The sequence below is a fragment of the Amycolatopsis sp. cmx-4-83 genome (assembly GCF_046548815.1).
Taxonomy (GTDB): Bacteria; Actinomycetota; Actinomycetes; order Mycobacteriales; family Pseudonocardiaceae; genus Amycolatopsis; species Amycolatopsis pretoriensis_A.
Genome location: NZ_JAEBEF010000001.1, coordinates 1 through 19,380 on the forward strand (window position 1 = coordinate 1; position 19,380 = coordinate 19,380).

16 protein-coding genes and 2 pseudogenes are annotated in these 19,380 nt (G+C 73.0%); 12 read left to right on the plus strand and 6 right to left on the minus strand.

What is annotated here, in order from left to right:
- Window positions 1-123 precede the first annotated feature (123 nt).
- Both ACLJQM_RS00005 and ACLJQM_RS00010 read right to left on the minus strand, forming a co-directional pair.
- Entirely contained in the window at window positions 124-771 is a 648-nt protein-coding gene (locus ACLJQM_RS00005; RefSeq protein ID WP_410629505.1) for a DUF998 domain-containing protein, read from the minus strand.
- A gap of 61 nt (window positions 772-832) precedes the next feature.
- Complete coding sequence (locus ACLJQM_RS00010; protein ID WP_247025417.1) at window positions 833-1,420, minus strand: TMEM165/GDT1 family protein; 588 nt, start codon at window positions 1,418-1,420, stop codon at window positions 833-835.
- A gap of 186 nt (window positions 1,421-1,606) precedes the next feature.
- On the opposite strand from ACLJQM_RS00010, the gene ACLJQM_RS00015 reads away from it, so the two are divergent.
- The 6 genes and pseudogenes from ACLJQM_RS00015 to ACLJQM_RS00040 form a co-directional block, all read left to right on the plus strand.
- Window positions 1,607-2,599, plus strand: a complete 993-nt coding sequence (locus ACLJQM_RS00015; protein WP_360775057.1) for a S41 family peptidase — start codon at window positions 1,607-1,609, stop codon at window positions 2,597-2,599.
- Window positions 2,600-2,637: 38 nt separating this feature from the next.
- Window positions 2,638-4,110 carry a cytochrome ubiquinol oxidase subunit I gene (locus ACLJQM_RS00020; protein ID WP_410629506.1) on the plus strand — a complete coding sequence of 491 codons (1,473 nt, stop codon included), beginning with the start codon at window positions 2,638-2,640 and terminating at the stop codon, window positions 4,108-4,110.
- A 114-nt stretch (window positions 4,111-4,224) separates the two neighbouring features.
- Window positions 4,225-5,232: a cytochrome d ubiquinol oxidase subunit II gene (gene cydB / locus ACLJQM_RS00025; RefSeq protein WP_410629507.1), complete on the plus strand. Its 1,008-nt coding sequence runs from the start codon at window positions 4,225-4,227 to the stop codon at window positions 5,230-5,232.
- Between the two features lie 56 nt (window positions 5,233-5,288).
- Entirely contained in the window at window positions 5,289-8,462 is a 3,174-nt protein-coding gene (gene cydC, locus ACLJQM_RS00030) for a thiol reductant ABC exporter subunit CydC (protein ID WP_410629508.1), read from the plus strand.
- Window positions 8,463-8,500: 38 nt separating this feature from the next.
- Window positions 8,501-8,696 (plus strand): annotated as a pseudogene (locus tag ACLJQM_RS00035) (sensor histidine kinase); the annotation flags it as partial.
- Window positions 8,697-9,190: 494 nt separating this feature from the next.
- A pseudogene (locus ACLJQM_RS00040) lies at window positions 9,191-10,156 on the plus strand (histidine kinase); the annotation flags it as partial.
- Window positions 10,157-10,364: 208 nt separating this feature from the next.
- Here ACLJQM_RS00040 and ACLJQM_RS00045 read toward each other — a convergent pair.
- Entirely contained in the window at window positions 10,365-10,991 is a 627-nt protein-coding gene (locus ACLJQM_RS00045; protein ID WP_072475190.1) for a response regulator, read from the minus strand.
- Between the two features lie 284 nt (window positions 10,992-11,275).
- Here ACLJQM_RS00045 and ACLJQM_RS00050 point away from each other — a divergent pair, with 284 nt between their 5' ends.
- Together ACLJQM_RS00050 and ACLJQM_RS00055 are read left to right on the plus strand one after the other, a co-directional pair.
- Window positions 11,276-11,770 carry an excalibur calcium-binding domain-containing protein gene (locus tag ACLJQM_RS00050; RefSeq protein ID WP_410629509.1) on the plus strand — a complete coding sequence of 165 codons (495 nt, stop codon included), beginning with the start codon at window positions 11,276-11,278 and terminating at the stop codon, window positions 11,768-11,770.
- Complete coding sequence (locus ACLJQM_RS00055) at window positions 11,767-12,417, plus strand: class F sortase (RefSeq protein ID WP_360775042.1); 651 nt, start codon at window positions 11,767-11,769, stop codon at window positions 12,415-12,417. The genes ACLJQM_RS00050 and ACLJQM_RS00055 overlap by 4 nt, the downstream gene beginning before the upstream one ends.
- Here the strand turns inward: ACLJQM_RS00055 and ACLJQM_RS00060 are convergent.
- Together ACLJQM_RS00060 and ACLJQM_RS00065 are read right to left on the minus strand one after the other, a co-directional pair.
- Window positions 12,387-14,645 (minus strand): helicase-associated domain-containing protein, encoded by a 2,259-nt coding sequence (locus tag ACLJQM_RS00060; protein WP_410629510.1) that lies wholly within the window; start codon window positions 14,643-14,645, stop codon window positions 12,387-12,389. The genes ACLJQM_RS00055 and ACLJQM_RS00060 overlap by 31 nt on opposite strands.
- A 14-nt stretch (window positions 14,646-14,659) precedes the next feature.
- Complete coding sequence (locus tag ACLJQM_RS00065) at window positions 14,660-15,484, minus strand: excalibur calcium-binding domain-containing protein (RefSeq protein WP_410629511.1); 825 nt, start codon at window positions 15,482-15,484, stop codon at window positions 14,660-14,662.
- A gap of 192 nt (window positions 15,485-15,676) precedes the next feature.
- On the opposite strand from ACLJQM_RS00065, the gene ACLJQM_RS00070 reads away from it, so the two are divergent.
- From ACLJQM_RS00070 to ACLJQM_RS00080, 3 genes are read left to right on the plus strand one after another with little or no spacing between them, the layout of a single operon-like run.
- Window positions 15,677-17,086, plus strand: a complete 1,410-nt coding sequence (locus tag ACLJQM_RS00070; RefSeq protein ID WP_410629512.1) for a PolC-type DNA polymerase III — start codon at window positions 15,677-15,679, stop codon at window positions 17,084-17,086.
- Between the two features lie 10 nt (window positions 17,087-17,096).
- Window positions 17,097-17,648 (plus strand): AAA family ATPase, encoded by a 552-nt coding sequence (locus tag ACLJQM_RS00075; protein WP_410629513.1) that lies wholly within the window; start codon window positions 17,097-17,099, stop codon window positions 17,646-17,648.
- Window positions 17,649-17,670: 22 nt separating this feature from the next.
- Window positions 17,671-17,973 carry a DUF3024 domain-containing protein gene (locus ACLJQM_RS00080; protein ID WP_247015948.1) on the plus strand — a complete coding sequence of 101 codons (303 nt, stop codon included), beginning with the start codon at window positions 17,671-17,673 and terminating at the stop codon, window positions 17,971-17,973.
- On the opposite strand, the gene ACLJQM_RS00085 is transcribed toward ACLJQM_RS00080, so the two are convergent.
- Window positions 17,970-18,287, minus strand: coding sequence for a nucleotide pyrophosphohydrolase (locus ACLJQM_RS00085; protein WP_086857376.1), 318 nt, complete (start codon window positions 18,285-18,287; stop codon window positions 17,970-17,972). The genes ACLJQM_RS00080 and ACLJQM_RS00085 overlap by 4 nt on opposite strands.
- A gap of 133 nt (window positions 18,288-18,420) precedes the next feature.
- Between ACLJQM_RS00085 and ACLJQM_RS00090 the strand changes: the two genes are divergently transcribed.
- On the plus strand, window positions 18,421-19,341 hold the full coding sequence (locus tag ACLJQM_RS00090; RefSeq protein WP_410629514.1) for a nitrate- and nitrite sensing domain-containing protein: 921 nt from the start codon (window positions 18,421-18,423) through the stop codon (window positions 19,339-19,341).
- Window positions 19,342-19,380: the final 39 nt, after the last annotated feature.

The following is a 19,380-nucleotide window of genomic DNA, read 5'->3' on the forward strand; positions in this document are numbered from 1 at the left end:
GTCACGAGGGCCTCCGTTGATCGGTGTAGACGTCGCAATCCACACCGAACCCGGAGGCCCTCCCTCACACCAAGATCATCCGATCACGTGTCGCCCCGTACCCAACCTCCATGGCCAATACAGCTAGCGCAGCGGCCGGACCATCGTCAGCAGCAGCGTGACGTCGACCGTGAACAGCAGCCGCTCGAACAGGCCGAGCGTGACCTCCTGGTTCGCCGGGCCGAGCAGGAGCGTGAGGACGAAGCCGCCGAGCACCACGCCGACGCTGGCGAAGCTCGCCGTGGCCAGGCGCCGGATCGTCGTCCGCCGCGGCTCCCACGGGCAGCGCTCGCGGCCCTTCTTGGTCAGCACGAACGCGGCCGCGGGCAGGGCGACGAACGCCGTGAGCGCGGCGAGGTTGTGGACCTGTCCGGCCAGTGAACGCGCTTGGCCGTCGGGGTCGACGGGGACGAGCCCGCACACGAGCAGCCCGGCCGACCACACGCCGAGCAGCACGCAGACGGCGGTGGTGCCCGGCCGGTGCGCCTTCGCGATGCCGGCGAGCAGGGCGACCGAGCCGAGCGACAGGGCCAGGCACATCACGCTGAACAGCGGCGCGGCCGAGCCGTTGCCGAGGCGGCCGTAGACGTACTCCGACAGGGTCTGCCAGATCGGGCTCACCTGCCCGGACAGGCGCAGGTGCAGGTCGATCGAGATGACCACCGCGAGACCGATGCCGCCGAGCGCGATCCGGCCGTGCACGGGCGAGACGGCAGGCAGTGGCTCGTTCACCTGGCTTCCACCCTTTCGTTTCCGAAAGGTTACCCGGCGACCCTGTGAAGGAGCTGTCGGCTCAGAAGGCCAGCTGGATCAGCGCGAAGGCCGCGAAGCCGGCGAAGACGAACCCGGCGCCGCGCTGGATCAGCTTCGGCTTGATCCGGTTGCGGATTTTCCCGCCGATGAACACGGCCAGGCCGGCGACGATGACGAGGGCGGCGAACGCGCCGATGCCGACGGCGATCGGGTTGCCGATCCGGGCGGCGAGGCTGGCCGTGGCGAGCTGGGAGGCGTCGCCCCACTCGGCGGCGAAGAGCACGCCGAACGACGTCATAGCGGAGCGCAGGAACGTCTGCGGCGTCGGTCCGGTGCGCGAAGCGTCTTCACCGGCTTCGTCCGCTTCGCTGAATCCCTCGCGAAGGAGCATGAAAGAACCGAGGCCGAACATCGCGGCGACGACGAGGGAAAGGACGAGGTCCGGCAACAGCGTCAGGACACTGCCGAACGCGACGGCGATGACGCATTGCACGGCGAACGCGGCGCACACCCCGGCGAATACCGGACCGCCGCGGAAACGGGTGGTCAGCACCAGTGTCGCGACCAGCGTCTTGTCCGGCAGTTCCACGGCGAGGACCAGGCCGAACGCGCTGATCAGCGCCACCATCGCGGAAGTCATGTGCGTTTTTCGCCCCTTTCACTGCAACGATAAAGGGGTGATTCAGAGTGTCGCAAGCTGATGGCGTTCGCGAAATCGACGGGTCGGCGGCCATGAATTTGTCATCCAGTCCGGACGCACAATCTTCTTCGGCACGCCGAATTTTCGATTGCGGGTTGCGGTAGGTTGAGCGGCATGGGGTCACAGGCGCGTGCTGCGCAGGTCAACGAAGTCATCCGCCGGCTGGAAGCGCACTACGTCTTCCCCGACGTCGCGGCGAAACTGGCGGACGCGCTCCGCCACCGGCTCGATGACGGTGCGTACGCGGACGTCGACGACGCCGAGTTCGCGACGCTCGTCACAGCGGACCTGCAGTCGGTCAACGGAGACCCGCACCTGCGCCTGCGCCACCACGCCGACCCGGTGGCCGACGACGGCGACGCGGCGGTGAACTCCGACGGCTTCCGGATCGAGGCCGAGCTGGAGAGCTACGGCATCGCCGAGGTCCGGCGGCTCGCCGGCAACGTCGGCTACCTCGACACGACGATGCTGTACCCGGCGGAGCTGGCCGGCCCGGCGATCGCGGCCGCGATGACGTTGCTCGCGCCGGCCGACGCGCTGCTGCTGGACGTGCGCCGCAACCGCGGCGGCAGCCCGGGCACCAGCGCGCTGCTCCAGACCTACCTGGTCGACGAGCAGGTGCACTACCTCGACATCTACGAGCGCGAGGGCGACAAGACGACCCAGATGTGGACGCTGCCGTACGTGCCGGGCCCGCGCTTCGGCGGCTCGAAGCCGATCTGGGTGCTGACCGGCCCGCGGACGTTCTCCGGCGGCGAGGACCTGGCGTTTTCGCTCCAGCAGCAGGGCCGCGCCAAGACGGTCGGCGAGGCCACCCGCGGCGGTGCCCACCCGCGTGAGCAGTACAAGGTGGACACCTACCTCGACGTGACGATCTCGATCGCGCGCTCGCTCCACCCGGAGACGGGGGAGAACTGGGAAGGCACCGGCGTCCGCCCCGACCTGCCGGTGGCGGCCGGCAAGGCGTTCGACACGGCGTACGAGCTGGCGTTGCGCCACGTTCTCGAGCTGGGCGACGAGGGCCCGCGCCGCGCGGTGGCGGACGAGGCCCGGCGGACGCTCGACCAGGTGAAGGACGTTGGTCCCGGGGTGGACGGGACCGTTTGATCTAGCTGGCCCACCCGCGCCGGAGCACGCTGGACCACGTGGAGGTCCTTGAGCTAGCGCGGTGGCAGTTCGGCATCACCACCGTCTACCACTTCCTGATGGTCCCGCTGACCATCGGGCTGTCGATCCTGGTCGCGGCGATGCAGACCCGCTGGGTCCGCACCGGCGAGCTGCGGCACCTGAAAATGACGAAGTTCTGGGGCAAGCTGCTGCTGGTCAACTTCGCGATGGGCGTCGTGACCGGCATCGTGCAGGAGTTCCAGTTCGGGATGAACTGGAGCGCGTACTCCCGCTTCGTCGGCGACGTCTTCGGCGCGCCGCTGGCCATGGAAGGGCTCGTCGCGTTCTTCGTCGAGTCGACGTTCCTCGGCCTGTGGATCTTCGGCTGGGACCGGCTGCCGAAGAAGGTGCACCTGGCGTGCGCCTGGGCGTTCTCGCTGGCCACGATGGCTTCGGCGTACTTCATCCTCGCGGCGAACTCGTGGATGCAGCACCCGGTCGGCGTGACGTTCGAGAACGGCAAGCCGACGATGAACTCGATCTGGGCGGTGCTGACGAACAACACGGCGCTGGCCGCGATCCCGCACACCCTGGCGGGCGCGTTCTCGGTGGCGGCGGCGTTCCTGGTGGGCGTCGCGGGCTGGCACCTCTGGCGGCGGCGCTCGAACCAGGACGTCTGGCGCTCGTCGCTGCGGCTCGGCGGCTGGGTCGGCATCGCGGCCTTCGCGGTCCTCGCCGTCACCGGTGACGCGCAGGGCAAGCTGATGTTCGAGCAGCAGCCGATGAAGATGGCCTCGGCGGAAGCGCTGTGCCACACGGAGCAGCCGGCGAGCTTCTCGATCATCGCGATCGGCGACGTCGCGGGGTCGAACTGCGAGGACGTCAAGACGTTCAACGTGCCGGCGCTGCTCTCGTTCCTGGCGCACAACGACTTCAAGACCGAGGTCAAGGGCGTCGAAGACCTGATCACGGAGTACCAGGCGAAGTACGGCACGAACTACCCGGACGACCCTGCGCTCGGCTCGCTCGCGGGCAAGCCGATCGACTACGTGCCCAACCTCCCGGTGACCTACTGGGGCTTCCGCATGATGATCGGCTTCGGCGCGGTGTCGGCGGGCATCGGGCTGCTGGCCCTGTGGCTGACCCGCCGCGACCGGATCCCGACCGGGCGCTGGTTCCCGCTGCTGGTGCTGGGCGGCATCGCGACGCCGTTCCTCGGCAACAGCGCGGGCTGGATCTTCACGGAGATGGGCCGTCAGCCGTTCGTGGTGGTCCCGAACCCGTCGGGCGTCGACGGGGTGTGGATGTTCACGGCCCAGGCGGTGTCGCGGCTGACGACCGGTGAGGTGTGGACGTCACTCATCGCGCTGACCACGGTGTACGCAGCTCTCGGCGTGGTCGAGCTGTTCTTGATGCGGAAGTACATCCGCGGTGGCGTCGAAGCGGTGATGCCGCCGGAAACGCAGGATTCCGACAAACCGGGCGAGGGCACGCTCGCCTTCGCCTACTGAGGTGCTGACGATGAGTGCCGATGTGATCACCCTCGCGGGTTACCCACAGCCTACCTGTGGACAACTCGGCAAGTTGTGGACAACTCACGGCGACCAGGTGGGAGGAGCGGTCCGATGACCCTCGAAATCGTCTGGTTCGTCGTCATCGCTTTCTTCTGGCTCGGCTACCTGTTCCTCGAAGGGTTCGACTTCGGCGTCGGCATGCTGCTGCCGATCCTGGCGCGCGACAACACCGAGCGCCGGGTCATGGTCAACACCATCGGGCCGGTCTGGGACGGCAACGAGGTCTGGCTGATCGTCGCCGGCGGAGCCATGTTCGCGGCCTTCCCCGGCTGGTACGCCAGCCTGTTCTCGGCCGCCTACCTGCCGCTCCTGCTCCTGCTGCTCGCCCTCATCGGCCGCGGCGTCGCCTTCGAGTACCGCGGCAAGGTCGACTCCGACCGCTGGCGGCGGAACTGGGACCGCGTCATCGTGCTCGGCTCGTGGGTCCCGCCGCTGGGCGTCGGGCTCATCCTCGCGACCACCGTGCTCGGCCTGCCGCTGGACGCCGAGGGCAACCGCGCCGGGTCCGCGTTCGCCGCCCTCCGCTGGGACACCCTGCTCGGCGCGGTCGCCATCGCCGCCTTCTCGATCACGCACGGCGCCGCGTTCCTGGCCCTCAAGACCAGCGGTGACCTGCGGGAACGCGCCCGCAGGCTGGCGATTCGCGCGCTGCCGCTCGCGATGGTGCCGATCGTCGCCTTCCTGGCGGTCGTCCAGTGGCGCGAAGGCACGCTGTGGACGCTGCTCGCGTTCGGCGTTGCCGCCGTGGCGGCGGTCGTCGCCTGGCTGCGGCTGCGCGCCGACCGCGACGGGCAGGCGTTCGCCGCGCTCGGCGTCGTCATCGCCGGGGCCGCGGTGGTCCTGTTCGGTTCGCTCTTCCCGAACGTCCTGCCCTCGACCCTCGACGCCGCCAACACGCTCACCATCGAGGGCGCCGCGTCGAGCCCGTACACGCTGACGGTGATGACCTGGGTCGCCGTCTTCGGCGCCCCGGCCGTGCTGATCTACCAGGGCTGGACGTACTGGGTGTTCCGCAAGCGCATCGGGACCCAGCACATCCCGGCGGTCCACGCACCGTGAGGCCCCGGCCGTTCCCGCTTCCCGGGCGCGCTCCCCTTTCCGCCTCGGAGTCCACAGTGGACTCGGCGCGGCCGGGAAAGGGCCCGCTCGGCGCATTGCCGGCCCTGGTGCCGGCCGTGCGTCGAGCGCTGGCTCTGGTGGGGTTCCTTTCGTTCCTCAACGCCGCCGCGCTGGTGGCGCAGGCGTTCCTGCTCGCCGACGTCCTCGCGGCGATCGTCGGAGCAGGCTCCGGGGGACGCACCGCCCAGCTGGCCGCGCTGCTCGCGCTCGTCGCGACGCGCGCGCTGACCGGCTGGGCGGTGCGCACGGTTTCGGCCCGCGCGGCCGCGACGTCCCAACGCGAGCTGCGCGCCCGGGCCGTCGACCACGCGCTGCGCCTCGGCCCCGAGTGGATCGCCCGGCGCGGCCACGGCGAGCTGACCGCGCTGACCACCCGCGGCCTCGACGCGCTCGACGCGTACTTCCGCGAATACCTGCCCGCCCTCGTGACGGCGGCCGTCGTCCCGCTCGGCGCCGGCGCGGCGATCCTGTTCGCCGACTGGCCGTCCGGCGTGATCATCGCGCTGACCGTCCCGCTGCTCCCGATGTTCGCGATCCTCGTCGGCAAGTACACGGCCGGGCGCGTCGCCGGCGCGACCGACGCAACGCACCGGATGTCCGGACTGCTGCTCGAGCTCGTGCGCGTGCTGCCGGTGCTGACCGCGTTCCGCCGCGCGGCCGCGCAGGCCGAGACGGTCCGGCGGCTGTCCGAACGCCACCGCCGCGCGACGCTCAAGACGTTGAAGGTCGCCTTCTCCTCGGCGTTCGTCCTCGAGCTCGCCGCGACGCTGTCGGTGGCGCTGGTCGCGGTGGTCATCGGCGTCCGGCTGGCCGGCGGTCACCTGCCGCTGGCCATCGGGCTCGGCGTGCTGATCCTCGCGCCGGAGTGCTACCAGCCGCTGCGCGCGGTCGGCGCCGCGTTCCACGCCAGCGAGGACGGCGTCGAAGCGGTCCGGCGCGTTGCCGACCTGCTGGCCACGCCGGCCCCCGCGGCCGGCACCGCGATCCCCGCCCGTGGCGAGCTGCGGGTGTCATCGCTGCGCGTGGCCCGGCGCGACGGGTTCGCCCCCGACGGCGAGACGTTCTCGGTCCGCCCCGGCGAGACGGTCTGGCTCCGCGCCCCGAGCGGTGGCGGCAAGTCGACGACGCTCTCGGCCCTCCTCGGTTTCGTCCCGGCGCACGACGGCGCCATCGCGGTCGGCCCGGTCGACCTCGCCGACGCCGACCTCGAGCGGTGGCGCGAGCAGGTCGCGTGGGTGCCGCAGTCGCCGGTCTTCACCGGCGGCACGGTCCGCGAGGAGGTCGGCTCGGCCGCCCTGCTCGACGAACTCGGCCTGACCGGGCTCGCGGACCGCCCGGTCGCGAAGCTGTCGCTCGGCCAGCGCCAGCGCGTCGCCGTTGCCCGCGCGCTGGTCCGGGTCCAGCGCGGTGCCTGGCTGCTCCTGCTCGACGAGCCGACGGCCCACCTCGACGAGACCACCGCGCGCCTGGTCCTCGACGCCGTCCAGCGCGCGGTCGACAACGGCGCCGCGGCCGTCATCGCGGCCCACGAGCGCACGGCGGCGGTTTCCCTCGCGCCCGAGGGTTTTGCTGTTCCTGAACCGTCCACAAAGGACACTTCGAACGAGTCCCTGGGCTGGCGCGCGCTCCTCGACGGCCGGCTTTTCGGGGGAGCGGCGTTGGGCGCGGTGGCGCTGCTGGCCGGGGTGGCGCTGACCGCGACGTCGGGCTGGCTCATCGCGAAGGCGTCGCAGCAGCCGCCGATCCTGACCCTGACGGTCGCGGTCGTCGGCGTCCGCGCGTTCGGGCTGGGCCGCGCCGGGCTGCGGTACGTCGAGCGTCTGGTCACCCACGACGCCGCGTTCCGCATCGCGGGCCGGCTGCGCGTGCGGTTGTGGAATTCCCTGGTCCGCCTCGGCCCCGCGCGCGGCCTGCGGGCGGGCGAGGGGCAACGCCGCCTGGTCGCCGACGTCGACACCGTGCGCGACCTGCTGCCCCGGGTGGTCTCGCCGCCGCTGGTGGTGGCACTGGTCGCGGCCGGCGCGATCGCCGTCCAGACGTGGGTCCTCCCCGCGGCCGGCCTGACCCTCGCGGCGGCGGCGGCCCTCGGCCTGTGCGCGCCGTGGGTCGCGCTGCGCACCGAACGGCGGGCGACGTCGGCGCTGGCGACCGGCCGCCGCGACGTGGCTTCACGAGTCCTGGTCCTGTTCGAAGCGGCGGCCGAACTCCTCGCTTTCGGCACGGCCCGCGCCCACCGCGGCGCGCTGGCGGACGCCGACACCCGCCTGGCCGCGCAAGCCCGCCGTCAAGCGTTCGGCGCGGGCGCGGCGGAAGCGCTGGTGACGCTGGCGTGCGGAACGGCCGCGGTCCTCAGCACGGCCTTCGCCGCTTCGGCGGTCTCGGCCGGGCAGCTCGACCCGGTCCTAGCGCCCCTGCTGGCACTGGTGCCGCTCGCGCTGGCGGAAGTCCTCGCACTGCTGCCGCCGGTGGCGCAGCACTGGGACACGCTGCAGCGCGCCCGCCACCGTCTGGCCGACGCGCCGCCCGCGGCTACCCGGCCCACGCACCCCGGGACGGGCGTCGAGCTGAAGGGAGCGGACCTCGGCTGGCCGGACGGCCCGCTCGTGCTCCACGACGTCGACGTCACCCTCGCGCCGGGCACGTACGCCGCGGTGGTCGGCCCGAGCGGCGCGGGCAAGTCGACGCTCGTCGCCGCCCTGCTGGGGTTCCTCACCCCGCGAGCCGGCGTGGTCAGCGTCCCGGACGTCGTCGCGTGGGCACCGCAGGAGCCGATGCTCGCGGCCACGACGGTCGCCGAGAACCTCCGCCTCGCCCGCCCCACGGCAACCGAGGAGGAGCTCCGGCAAGCGCTCCACGAGGCCGCCCTCGACGACGTCGACCCGGCCACACTCCTCGGCAGCGGCGGCACCGGCCTGTCCGGCGGCCAAGCCCAGCGAGTCGCACTGGCCCGAGCGATCCTCGGCGCGCCGGCGGCGGGGCTCGTCCTGCTGGACGAACCGACCGCGCACCTGGACGAACCGACGGCCCAGGCGGTGCGCGCCCACCTGCGCGAAGCCCTGGCCGGCCACACGGTGCTGCACGTGACCCACCGAGCCGACGAGGCCGCCGGCGCGGACGTGGTCCTCGAGGTCCGCGACGGCCGCGTGGTGACCCGGGTACCGGTGCCGTGATCGCACCGCCACTGCGCCGCGCGATAATGACGGCACTCATGGATCCGACGCTTGCCGCGCGGGCACTGTCCGCCGCCACCGAGATCACGAGCACCGCCCTTTCCGGCGACGACCCGGGCGCGGTGCTCGACACGGTCGTAGCCCGAGCAGCCGAGCTAGCCGACGCCGACTTGGGCTTGGCGATGGTGAGCGCCGACGACGGCCGCGTGGTGGTCGAGGCCGCCCACTACGCCAGCCCCCACCCGACCGCGGGCGGTCATGTCGGGTCCGCAGCCGGCCTGGGGTTCGGTGCGCGCACGGCCGAGCCCGGTGCCGCGCCCGGCGAGCAGACCGCGGGCCAAGGGGTTGATCGCACCGCCGGTCTGGCCGCAAGCGGCCCTGCCAGCGCGCCTGCCGGTCCGAGCGGGGGCGGCACCGCGGGCCAGGGGGGCGATCGCACCGCCGGCTCGGCCGCAAGCGGCCTTACCAGCGCGGCCGTCGGCTCGGGCGCGGGCTACACCGCCAGCCCAGGGGTCGATCGCACCGCTGGTCCGGCCGCAAGCGGCCCTGCCAGCGCGCCCGTCGGATCGAGCGCGGGCGACCCCGCCGACTCGAGCGTCGACGGCACCGCCGGCCAGGGCGCAAGCGACCCCGCCAGCCCAGGCGCCGATCGCGCTGCAGGCTTAGCCGCGGGCGACCCCGCCAGCCAAGGCGCCGATCGCACCACCGGCCCGGCCATGGGCGATTCCGCTGGCTCAGGTGCCGGCGTGTCGAACGGGGAGTCGCTGCGGGGCCTCGCCCTGCCCGCCGATTCCGCTGCCGGGCACGTCGCACGCGGGGGAGAACCCGTGGCGAGCGATGACTTCACCGTCGATCCGCGGACCGCGCCCTACGTTCCCGCCGAACTGCACGGCTATGGGCCGTTCGCGGCGGCGCCGTTCGGGTCCGGGGGGCGGGTGCTCGGGGCGCTGACCGTCTACCGGAAGCGGGGCAGGGAGCCCTTCTCCGCGGGGACCGTCGAGATGCTCGTCGCTTTCGCCGCGCAGGCCGGGGTTGTGCTCGCGCTCGCCGAGGGGGCCAACGCGCGGCATCGGGTCGCGCTGTACGAGGAGCGGGAGCGCATCGCTCGCGAGCTCCACGACGTCATCGTCCAACGGCTCTACGGCGCCGGCATGCAGCTGGACCGGGTCCGGCGCAACATGCGCAAGCGGTTCGCTCAAGCCGACGGGGCTCGGCTCTCCGACGCGATCGACCAGCTCGACCAGACCATCGAGGAGATCCGCGGCACCGTGCGCGCACTGCGGTCGCCGGAGCCTCGCCACGACACCGGCACGCCCACCGACCTCGCCGAGTCGGCGCGCGGCGAGGTCCGCATCGCCGGCGAACTGCTCGGCTACCCGCCGACACTGGAGCTGTCCGGCGAATTCGCCGACATCCCCGCGGAACACGCCGACCACATCCGGGCCGCTCTGCGCGAAGCACTGTCCAATGTGGTCAGACACTCCGGCGCGAGCGAAACCCGCGTGACGCTGGCCAGGGACTCCGACGGTGTCAAACTCCGCGTCCGGGACAACGGTTCCGGTGTCCCCCAGGGCGTCGCCACCCGTGGTCTGCGTCATCTCGCCGAACGCGCGGACGCCGCGGGCGGGAAGTTCTTCCTGAACTCCTCACCCAGTCTCGGCACACTCGTCGCGTTCGACCTCCCACTCGACTGACCGGTTCTCCTGCGGACTCAACCTTCTCGGGTCATCCAGCCTCCCTTCCACGCCCTCGAAATGATCGTACCGCTTGATCGAACACACATTCGACTCACGTTCGAGTGAATCTTGTGCGGCAAATGGCCAGGACGGCATGGCGGACCGTGACCGGTCCGTAAAAAGCACGCAGCGAACGGCGGATTGCGGACGCGCCGGTCGCGAGGGGTTACTTCTCGCGCCGCGCGATCCAGGCGGCGGCCTGGGTCCGGCGCTGCATGCCGAGCTTCGCGAGCACCGAAGTGACGTAGTTCTTGACCGTCTTCTCCGCGAGGAACAGCCGCTCGGCGATCTCGCGGTTGGACAGTCCCTGGCCGATCAGCTCGAGCACGTCGCGCTCGCGCTCGGTCAGCGTCGCCAGCTCGTCCGTCGGCGGGTGCCGCATCTTGTCCAGCACCCGCGCGGTGCTCAGCGGGTCCAGCAGCGACCGCCCGGCCGCGACCTCGCGCACCGCGTGCACGACGTCCTGCCCGCGCACCTGCTTCAGCAGGTACCCGGCCGCGCCGGCCATGATGGCGCCGACCATCGCCTCTTCGTCGTCGAACGCCGTCAACATCAGGCAGGCCGGCGGGTTCGGCTTCGAGCGCAGTTCGCGGCAGAGCGTGATGCCGTCGCCGTCGCCGAGGCGGACGTCGACCACCGCGACCTCCGGTTCGACGTGCATCGCCACCGCCAGCGCTTCTTCGACGCTGCTCGCCTCGGCGACGACCTCGATGTCGGGCTCGTCGCCGAGGAGGTCGCGGAGCCCGCGGCGGACCAGTTCGTGGTCGTCGACGAGCAGCACCTGGATCGGCATACCCCGAGGTTACGGGGTCGCGCACGGCCCGGCGGCGGCCGGTCGGCGCCGTCACACGTGAATTACGTCAAACGTGTGACCGCGTGAGCCGTAACATTCCGCGCGGTACGCATTTCCGGTCCGAACACCCGCAGGTCGAAGCCGAACCGGGAAAGAATCACGGAAATCCCGCGCAGTGGTGGATCGCTGCCATTCCGGAAATTCGGGAATGGTCCGTAACGGTGTCGTGGACGTCGCGATACTAACCACGCAATCGCACCGATTCCCCTCTGAAAGGACTTCCGTTGTCCTTGTTCCGTCGTGCCCTGACGACCTCCGTCGCCGTCGCCGGGCTCGCCATCCTCGGCCCCGTCTCCTTCGCCTCCGCGCAGCTCGCGACGCCGCTCGCGGCCGACGTCGACTGCCCCGATTTCCAGTACCAGGAAGACGCGCAAGCGGTCCTGGACGCGACGCCGGGAGACCCGAACCACCTCGACGCCGACAACGACGGCATCGCCTGCGAATCCCTGCCGCACCGCCCGCAGCAGGGCAGCACCGCGCCCGCGCCGACGTCCGAGCGGCCCACCACGGCGACGAAGACCCGGACCCAGCCGGCCCCGAAGACGACCACCAAGCAGCACACCGGCACCCAGGTCAAGGTCAAGCCGGTCGGCGGTGTGGCCACCGGCGGCGGCGAACCCGATCCCGAAGTCCCCGGCTTCCTGCTGCTCAGCGGCGCCCTCGTCGCCGCGGCGGCGTCCGGCGGCATGGTGCTCTACCTGCGCCGGCGCCCGAGTTGAGGCACCCGCGCCTGTGGCCCGCGGTCACGGCGGTCGTCGCCGCGCTCGGGGTGGTCCTGGCCGTGGCCCTCGTCCTGGTCCTGTCGCCGCGGACGCCGGACCCGATCGCGCCGCCGAGCCCCGCGGTCCCGGCCGCCACGGGCACCTCGGGCGCCCCGGGGACCGCGGCCGCGACCGCCGGCGGCCTGCCGGCGGCGAAACCGGCGTCACTGAGCATCCCGGCGATCGGCGTCCGGGCGGACGCGCTCGAGGACCTCGGGCTCACCGCGGACGGCGCGCTCGAGGTCCCGCCGGACGCCACGACGGTCGGCTGGTTCACCGGGGCGCCGTCGCCCGGCGAGGTCGGCCCGGCGGTGCTGGCCGCGCACGTCGACTACAAGCACGTGCCCGGCGCGTTTTCCCGGCTCAAGGAATTGCGCCCCGGCGAGCAGGCCCGGGTCGGCCGCGCCGACGGCCGGATCGCGGTCTTCACCGTCTACCGCGTCGACCGCTACGCGAAAGCCGAATTCCCGACCGGTCAGGTGTACGGCGACACGGCCGATCCCGAGCTGCGGCTGATCACCTGCGGCGGCGCGTTCGACCGGGCCAGCGGCAACTACCTGGACAACGTCGTCGTCTACGCCCGGCTGAGCGCGGTCGAGGTCTGAGCCAGGTCGATCCGCGCGAGCTCGAGCCGCCGGTAGGCGTGGTCCCCGAGCGACCAGACGTCGAGGACGTCGCCGTCGAGCTCGGGGTACGCGATCACCAGCCGCGCGGGCTCGGCTTCGGCCGCGCGGTACACGACGTCCACCGGGATCCCGGCTTCGAGCTGCCAGCAGAGTTGCTGCTGCTTCGGCGTGAGCCGGCCCGCGTACCGGTCACTCATGGCGCGCGCCAGCTGGCCGCGCAGCAGCACCGGGCCGCTCGCCGGGGCCGCCAGCAGCCGTTCGGCGTGGTCGGCGGGATCGGGCGGGAGGTCCCCGGGATCGGCGTCGCGGAGGACGGCCTTCGGTTCGGGTTGTTCGCGCGCGGGCAGCAGGATGGTGCCGTCGGGGGCGTGGCGGGTCGGCGCGTAACCGGCTTCGCGCAACGCTTCGAGCGTGCCGGCGGCGTCCACAGTGGACGTCAGCACCGTCGGCGCCACGGACCGCAGCCCGAGCTTGGCGAGCCTGCGGTGCGCGGCGAGCTCGGCCAGCATCGCGGGTTCCCCGACGACGACGCTGGCGACGTCGAGCACCTGGACTTCCCCGTGCCGTCGCGCGACGTCGTTGACCAGGTACACCAGCGGTTGCGGCAGCTCGCCCGCGGCGATCGCGCTGAGGTCGGCGAGCAGCTCGGCGGCCGTCGCGCCGTGGTCGAACGCGCGCCGGACGGACGCGGGGGAAAACCGCCAGCTCGTCGCGGTGCCCTGGGCTTCGCGGTCGCCGACGCGGTCGAGCAGCGCGGCCAGCCGGGCGTCGGGTGAGCCCGGCACGATCGCCGTCAGGTCGGTGCCGAACAGCGCCGTCGTCCGCGCGCGGGCGACGAGTTCGCCGGTGACCTCGACGAGCCCGTCGCCGGACAGCAGCGCGCGCCCGGTGGCGGTGACCGCGCCGTGCGCGAGGACGCCGAGCAGTTCGCCCTCGGCGACGGCGGCCTCGACGGACGCGGCGAGGTCGTCGGTGGGCAGCAGCGGCGCGTGCCACTCGGCCAGGTGGGTCAGGTCGCCGGTGAGCGCCGCGCCGGGCTCGAGCCGCGCCAGCAGCCGCACGACCAGCCGCCGGACGAACGCGTCGACGTCCGTTCCGTGGTCGGGCGGCACCGGGTGCCACCAGGTCGTCAGCAGCAGGCGGTACAGCAGCGCCGGCGCGGGCCGGGCGAGGTCGGGATCCGGCGCGAGCGTGGGCGGCGGTGCCTTCTGGCCGCGGCGCGGAACCGGCGGCTCGTCGGCGAGCAGCAGGCCCGCCTGCGCCGCGAGGTCGATGGCCAGCTCGATCTCCGCCGGTGTCGCCCCGGTGTCCTTGGCGACCTTCTTGATCAGCCGGGCCCCGATCGTGCCGTCCTTGAGCAGCGGCAACGGTTCCGCGGCGGCCAGGTCGAGCACCGCCGAAACGCGGTCGAGCAGCCGCAGCGCGGCGGCCGACGACGTGGCCTCGCCCGCCTCGGTCCCGACGTGCGTGACGGCGTACTCCGGCTCCTCGGGCGTGAACGGCAGCCGGTGGTCCGCCCCGCGCAGGGCGAGCGAGATCTCGATCGGCATCGCGGTGCCGCCGTAGTAGGTGCCGAACAGGAACCCGTGGTCGAGCGCCCAGCCCAGCGGCGGCATGCCGTCGACCTCCGGGACGCCCTCGGCCATGTCCCGCAACACTTTCCGCGTCTGCTCGGGTGCCGTGGCGAACAGCGCGCGGACGCGGTCGCCGTCGCGGAAGTACCGGACGAGGTCCGCCGGCGGCACCCCGAGGTTGCGGGCCAGGCGCGCCCGCTGGATCGTGGTGAGGTCCGCGAGCAGGTCGGCGACGGGCTGCCCGAGGCCCTCGGCGCGGAAGCTGTTCCGCTGCAGCACTTCCAGCAGCACGATCCGGTCGCCGTCGCGCCACAGCAGCGCGCGCTCGGCGAGTTCGTCCACAGAGGACTCGACGGCGGCACCGCCGAGCAGCGCGCGGACGTCGTCGAGCGGCACGGGCCCTTGGCTGAGCGCGTCGCACAGCTGGACCGCGCGCAGCACCTGGGTCAGCGGCAGGGACAAGCCGAGCAGGACTTCGTCGACGGATTCGGGTGACGCGAGCCTCGCCGCGACGACGTCGAGCCGCCGCGGCCACGGCTCCGCCAGCACGTCCGGCCGGTGGGCCAGCACCTTCGCCAGCCCGTCCCGGTCCAGGCCCGCGAGCCTGCCGAGCAGTTCCTCGGCGGTGGTCATCGGACCAGGTTAGATCACCGTTCGCAGGCCACGCCGTCGCCGTCGCGGTCGAGTGCGGACCGGTAACCCGGTTCCCCGCGGTAGAGCGGGGCGGCGCCGGCGGCCTTCGCGGCGGAGCAGTTCGCGTAGTAGGCGCTGTGGTCGGGTTCCGGGGCCGGCGGAGCTTCCTCGGTCGTCCGGACGACGGGCGGCGGCTTCGGGGCCGCCTTGGTCGCGGGCGCGGGCGGGGCGACCGGCGGGGCCGCGGTGGTGGGCACCGGGGCCGGCGCGGGCGCGGGGGCGTCGATGGTGCCGTTGCACGGCGGGCCCCACAACCCGGTGGTGGCCTGCTTCGCCGCGGTTTCGGCGGCCGCGAGCGCCGGCAGGGTCGCGTTCGCCGCGTACTTCAGATAACCCAGCTGGATCGCGAGCGCCGCGTAATCGCGGCCGTCGGCCAGCGTGACCGCGATGCCTTGCGCCGTTTCCGCGCCGAGCGTCACGGCTTTGCCGGAAAGCGTCGTGGCGGCCCAGCCCAGCGATTCCGTCGCGTAGCACCCGGTGCCGGCGAGCGGGGCGACGACGCCGAGCACGTGCACCGTTTTCGTGGTGCCGTCGCTGCCGTTCACGACGACGGTGGCGCCGTCGGTCACCGTGCCGACGGTGTGGGTCACCGCGACCGGGGTCGGCGTCGGCGACGGAGTCGTGCTGGTCGGCGGGGGTGTGGCCGACGCCGGCGCCGACGCCGGCGCCGCCGCGGCGACCGGCTTCGGTGCGGGCGCCTCGCCGAAGACGGCGCCGAGCACGAACAGGACGCCGAAGGCGGCCAAGACGATCTTCAGCCAGTTCGGAATGCGCTTCATCCGGGATTCCCTGTTCTCCGACGCGGTGTGCCGACGGTGTACTCGCGAAATCTCCCGCCGTTGTTACGCGCGTTCCCGTGATCGACCACCAGTCGTTATCGGACGGAATGTTGCCGTCACGATCCCGTCACGAACCACCGATCCACGCCGAAAAGCTGTCACAACGCCCGCCGGGAAAACGACCAGCGGGGCGTGATCGAATCCCTCTCGCTGCTCGGTGCCGGCGGCCATCCCGCGCGGGGCACCGACTTCACCGCGCTGGACATCCGCACGACCGGGCTGCGGCCGGGGCACGTCGTCGAGCTGGCCGCCGTGCGGGTCCGCCCCGACGGCACGGTCGCGGGCGAACTGTCGACCCTGGTCGACCCCGGACCCGGCGTGCCGCCCGGCCCGGTCGCCCTGCACGGCATCACGCGCGCCGACCTCGACGGCGCACCCGCGTTCGGCGCGGCGCTGGGCTCGCTGCTGAACCTGTGCCGCGGCAGCGTCGTCGTCGCGCACGACCTGCCGTTCGTCGCGTCCTTCCTGGACTCGGAGGCCGCCCGGATCGGCGCCCGCGTGCCGGTGCTGCCCGGTGTGGACACGCTGGCCGCCGCGCGGACCGCCGTCCGGCTGCCCAACCACCGGCTCGCCACCGTGGCGCCCGCCTTCGGGATCGCGGCCCGGCCCGGCCGGACGGCGTTGTCCGGCGCGCGCACCGTCGCGCAGCTCGCCGTCAGCCTCTTCGGCCGCCACGGCTTCACGTTCGCCTCGCCGCCCGTCCTCCCCGCGCTGCCGCAGTTCGCGGCCGGCCCGCTGCGCCCGCGCGCCGACGTCCCGGCCGGCGAACCGGGGTGGATGGCCGAGGCCGTCGAGCGGGTGGCGATCGGCGCGGACGGCGACGCGTACCTGGACCTGCTCGCCGGCGTCGTCGCCGACCGGCACCTGGCGCCGGACGAGGTGGCGGCGCTGGCCGGGCTGGCGGCCGAAGCCGGCTGGCCGGCCGAGCGCGTGCGCTCGACGCACGAGCGGTTCGTGGTCGCCCTGCGCGAAGTGGCGGAACGGGACGGCGTGGTGACCGCCGCGGAAGCCCGTGAGCTGCGGCAGGTGGCGACCGCTCTCGGCGTCGCGGACGCCGGTGACCTGCGGCCGACGGCGGACGGCAGACCGGCCCGGGTGCTCGTCCTCGGCACTACCGCGGCGGCCGACCGGCTGCGTGCCCGCGTGCTGGCGGAGGGCGTGCAGCTGGCCAAGAAGCTGACCGCGAGCGTGACGCACCTGGTGGCCGACCCGAGCGTGCCCGCGAACGAGCCGCGCCTGGCGCGCGCCGCCGAGCTCGGTGCGGACGTGCTCGACCTCCACTCGGCACCGGTCGCGCTCGGCTTCGAACCACCGCCCGCGCCACCGGCGCCCGCGCCCACGCCGGCGCCGGTTCCGGCGAGGGCCCGGCTGCCGAAGGTCGTCGGCGGGCGGGTCCTGATGGGTGCCGGGCTGCTGCTGATGTTCTTCACCGTCGTCGGCATGTTCGCGGGGACACCGCTGGTCGCCGGGATCTTCTTCGCCTTCTTCGCGGTCGGAGCCCTGCTCGGCGGCTGGTGGCTGGCCGAGCCCGCGCCGCGCTAACGTCGGGGAAGTGCCGAAGCTGATCCACTTGAACGGGCCGTCCGGGATCGGGAAGTCCACGATCGCGCGGGCCTACGCCGAGCGGCACCCCGGGGTGCTGAACCTCGACACCGATCGGGTCGTCTGCCTGATCGGGGGCTGGCGGGAGACCTTCTTCGAGACCTTCCGGGCCGCGCAGCTGCTCACCCGGGCCATGGCCGAGACGCACCTGAAGAGCGGGCACGACGTCGTCATGCCGCAGCTCGCCACCCGGGTCGCCGACATCGAGGCCTTCGAGCGGGTCGCCGCGGACTGCGGGGCCGAGTACCGGGAAATCCTGCTCACCGCCGGCAAGCCCGTCGCCGCCCGGCGGTTCGCCGAGCGGGCCGCGAAGGGGGACGCCGAAACCGAAGGGGTCGACGGCGTCCTGAACGCGCGCGGCGGCACCGCCATGGTCGAGCGGATCCACGACCAGCTCACCGCCTACCTCCCGCAGCGGCCCGGGTGCGTCGTCGTCGAGACCGGCGGGCGGGCGCCCGAGGAAACCTACGACGCCGTCGTCGCCCAGCTGAGCGGGCGGTGACGCGGTCCGGTTCACTGTCGGCATGGCGGGCATCCCGGAATTCGCGCTGCGGCAGATCGAGCGCTGGTGTGCCCGACGCGTGCCCGAGCACCTGCGGGACCAGGTGCGGGTCGAGTGCCGCACGCGGGGGCGGGCCGTCACCATCGTCGAGCTGCGGGCCGGGAGCGAGCAGAAGATCGCGCAGCTGCGCGTCGACGACTTCGGGATCTGGTCGGTGTTCTGGGCCGAGGAGAACGGGCGGTGGCTGGCGCACCCGGACGCGCCCGTCGCGAGCACGCCGCCGCCGTTGCTGGCCGAGATCGAACGGCGCTGCGAGCGGGACTAGGCGGGCGGCGGGAAGCGGACCTCGTTGCGGTCGATCTTCGCGTGCGCCGCGGCCGGCAGGTCGACGCCGAGGCGGTCCGCCAGCTGCAGCAGGTACAGCGTGACGTCGGCGATCTCGTCGAGCACCTTCGCCTCCAGCTCGGCGTCTTCACGCCACGCGTCGGACTCCTCCGGTGTCAGCCACTGGAACAGCGAGGTCAGTTCGCCGACCTCGCCGGAGAGCGCCATCACGAGGTTTTTGGGCGTGTGGAAGGGTTCCCAGGCGCGGGCCGCCGCGAAGCCGCGCAGCCGCTGGGTCACGTCGTCGAAGGTCACGTGGCGATTGTGCCCGGCCGTCACGGTGCGCTAACGGCCGTATGGCGGATTGGCGTTGACCGGTGAATCTCTCACTCAATAGGTTGCACTTCGTCGGGATGCTTGCGGGGCCCAAGGCTGGGAAAGGAACGTCTTGAAGTACCTGCGATCCGTCCGCGGCCGCATGCTGGGCATCGCTCTCCTCCCCGGTGGTGCCCTCGTCGCCGTGGCGATCGTCATCACCGCTTTCCTGCTCCACCAAGCGGTTCGCACGCGCGACCTCGCGGTCGAGACGGCGAACGCCGCGGACCGGACGGCCCGGTCCGTCGTCGCGCTGCAGGCGCAGCGGAGCGCGGCGATGGCCGCGCCGGAGCTGCGGACCGCCGCGTACGCGAGCTACACGCAGCGGATCGAAACCGCCATCGCCGGGCTGCGCGACTACGTCCGCCGTGCGTCGGACGCCGAATCGGCCTACCAGCAGACGACCGCCGTCGAGCTGCTCTCCGTCGCCGAAGGCATGGACCGCTCGGATTCCCTCGCGCTGGCGGGACTCGACGGCGTCACGCGACGGCCGTACGCCTCCGCCGTCGCCGCCTACCGGGCCGGGCTGACGCGGGTCGTGCCGCAGCTGACGGACAGCGGCCGGACCGCGTACGAGTCGCTCACGCGCAGCGCCGAGTGGAGCCGGCTCGCCGCCGCCGAAGACGCGTTCACCGCCGCCGAACCGCTGCCCGTGGCGGAATCCACGTGGCGCAGCGCCGCCTTCACCGTCTCCGAGCAGCTCGGCCGGCTCTACACCCAGCAGAGCCAGTACGCCGTGCAGCTCACCCTCGACGACGGCCGCCGCACGCTCGCCGGCGCGCTCGCCGCGGGGACCGCGCTGCTGCTGGGCGCGGTGCTCCTGCTGGTCGTGGTGCGGCGGCTCGTGGCGCGGGTGCCGGTGCCGGTCGTCCCGATCATGGTCCCGACCGTCTGCTCACCCATCCCGCGTCCCCGCCATGCACGGTCACGACGGCCGCGCGTGCCCGAGCCGTGGCCGCTGAAAGCCGTGCTCGACGACTTGCGCCGCCAGTGAGCGCCTCACCGAGAGTCACTCGTTACTCCGAAAAGAGCA